We start from the raw sequence: 2,006 nt of genomic DNA on the forward strand, positions 1-2,006 counted from the left end.
GGGCCTGGGCACGCCGGACGCGGGGGCGCTGTCGTTCGCGCTGGTCGCGGAGACGATCGCGACGGCGGTGCGGGCCGACCGGGAGTGACGCGGCCGGAGCGGCACCGCCCGGGAACAGCACGGCCCGGGAGCGGCGTCCGCCGGGAACGGAACCGGCCCCGCCCTGGACCGACCTCGCCCCGCCCAGCCGATGCTTCACCCGTTCGAACGCTGTGATCTGCGGCACCTGTTGCGGCCGCGCCGGCTAGGCTGATGATTGGGTCACCGAAGGTTGGAAGCCCGACTAAAATGCCCGACTAGATGAGTCGACCGGCGGCAGCGGTGGCCGATGCGGGCAGGCCGGGATCAACGGTGCGAACGGCGAAAGGTGCGGTGCGGTATGTCCCAGGAGTTGGAGCACTTCATCGGCGGCGAACGGGTCGCCGGTACCTCCGGGAACTTCGGTGACGTGTTCGACCCGAACACCGGCGGGGTGCAGGCCAAGGTGCCGCTCGCCTCCGCCGAGGAGGTCGCCGCCGCGGTCGCGAACGCGGCCGAGGCCCAGCCGGCGTGGGCCGCGCAGAACCCGCAGAAGCGAGCCCGGGTGCTGATGCGCTTCCTGCAGCTGGTCGGCGAGGAGATGGACTCGCTGGCCCGGCTGCTCTCCGCCGAGCACGGCAAGACCGTCGCCGACGCCAAGGGCGACATCCAGCGCGGCCTGGAAGTCGTCGAGTTCGCGGTCGGCGTGCCGCACCTGCTCAAGGGCGAGTACAGCGAGAACGCGGGCACCGGCATCGACGTGTACTCGCTGCGCCAGCCGCTGGGTGTGGTCGCGGGCATCACGCCGTTCAACTTCCCCGCGATGATCCCGCTGTGGAAGGCCGCTCCGGCGATCGCGGCGGGCAACTCCTTCGTGCTCAAGCCCTCCGAGCGGGACCCGTCGGTGCCGCTGCGGCTGGCCGAGCTGTTCGTCGAGGCGGGCCTGCCGCCGGGTGTGCTCAACGTGGTCAACGGCGACAAGGTGGCGGTGGACGCGGTGCTCACCGACCCGCGGATCGAGGCCGTCGGGTTCGTCGGCTCCTCCTCGATCGCCGAGTACATCTACGCCACCGCCGCCGCGCACGGCAAGCGCGCGCAGTGCTTCGGCGGGGCCAAGAACCACATGATCGTGATGCCGGACGCGGACCTGGACCAGGCGGTGGACGCGCTGGTCGGTGCGGGCTACGGCTCGGCGGGCGAGCGGTGCATGGCCATCTCGGTGGCGGTGCCGGTCGGCGAGGCGACCGCGGACGCGCTGGTGGAGAAGCTCGTGGAGCGGGTGCGCAAGCTCAAGATCGGCACCAGCTTCGACGCGGACGCCGACTTCGGGCCGCTGGTGACCAGGCAGGCGCTGCAGCGGGTGGACGAGCTCGTCGCCGCCGGGGTCGAAGAGGGAGCGTCGCTGCTGGTCGACGGCCGCGGGTTCGCCTTGGAGGGCCACGAGGACGGGTTCTTCGCGGGCGCCTCGCTGTTCGACCACGTCACCCCGGACATGCGGATCTACCGCGAGGAGATCTTCGGCCCGGTGCTGTCGGTGGTGCGCGCCGCGGACTACGAGGAGGCGGTGCGGCTGCCCAGCGAGAACGAGTACGGCAACGGGGTCGCGATCTTCACCAGGGACGGCGACGCGGCGCGCGAGTTCGTCAGCCGCGTCAACACCGGCATGGTCGGGGTGAACGTGCCGATCCCGGTGCCGATCGCCTACCACACGTTCGGCGGCTGGAAGCGGTCCGGATTCGGCGACCTCAACCAGCACGGGCCGGACTCGATCAAGTTCTACACGAAGACGAAGACGGTGACCTCCCGCTGGCCCTCCGGGCTCAAGGAAGGCGCCAGCTTCACCATCCCCACGATGAACTGACCCCGCGCCCCCGGGGGGGGCCCCCCCGGGGGCCCCCCCGCGGCCGCCAAGGCGAAGGGGAGGCGGGGGGGGGGGGGGGGGCCGGGGGGCGCCCCCCCCGCGGGGGGGGGGCCCCGGGGGCGCGGGG

Annotated in this window: 1 protein-coding gene; it reads left to right on the top strand. The window is 72.6% G+C overall.

Going from position 1 to position 2,006, the window contains the following annotated elements:
• The first annotated feature begins 379 nt into the window (after window positions 1-379).
• Window positions 380-1,879: a CoA-acylating methylmalonate-semialdehyde dehydrogenase gene (locus LCD31_RS26610; protein WP_224962538.1), complete on the top strand. Its 1,500-nt coding sequence runs from the start codon at window positions 380-382 to the stop codon at window positions 1,877-1,879.
• Window positions 1,880-2,006: the final 127 nt, after the last annotated feature.

It is taken from the genome of Saccharopolyspora sp. 6M (genome assembly GCF_020176775.1).
In the GTDB taxonomy this organism is placed as follows: Bacteria; Actinomycetota; Actinomycetes; order Mycobacteriales; family Pseudonocardiaceae; genus Saccharopolyspora_C; species Saccharopolyspora_C gregorii.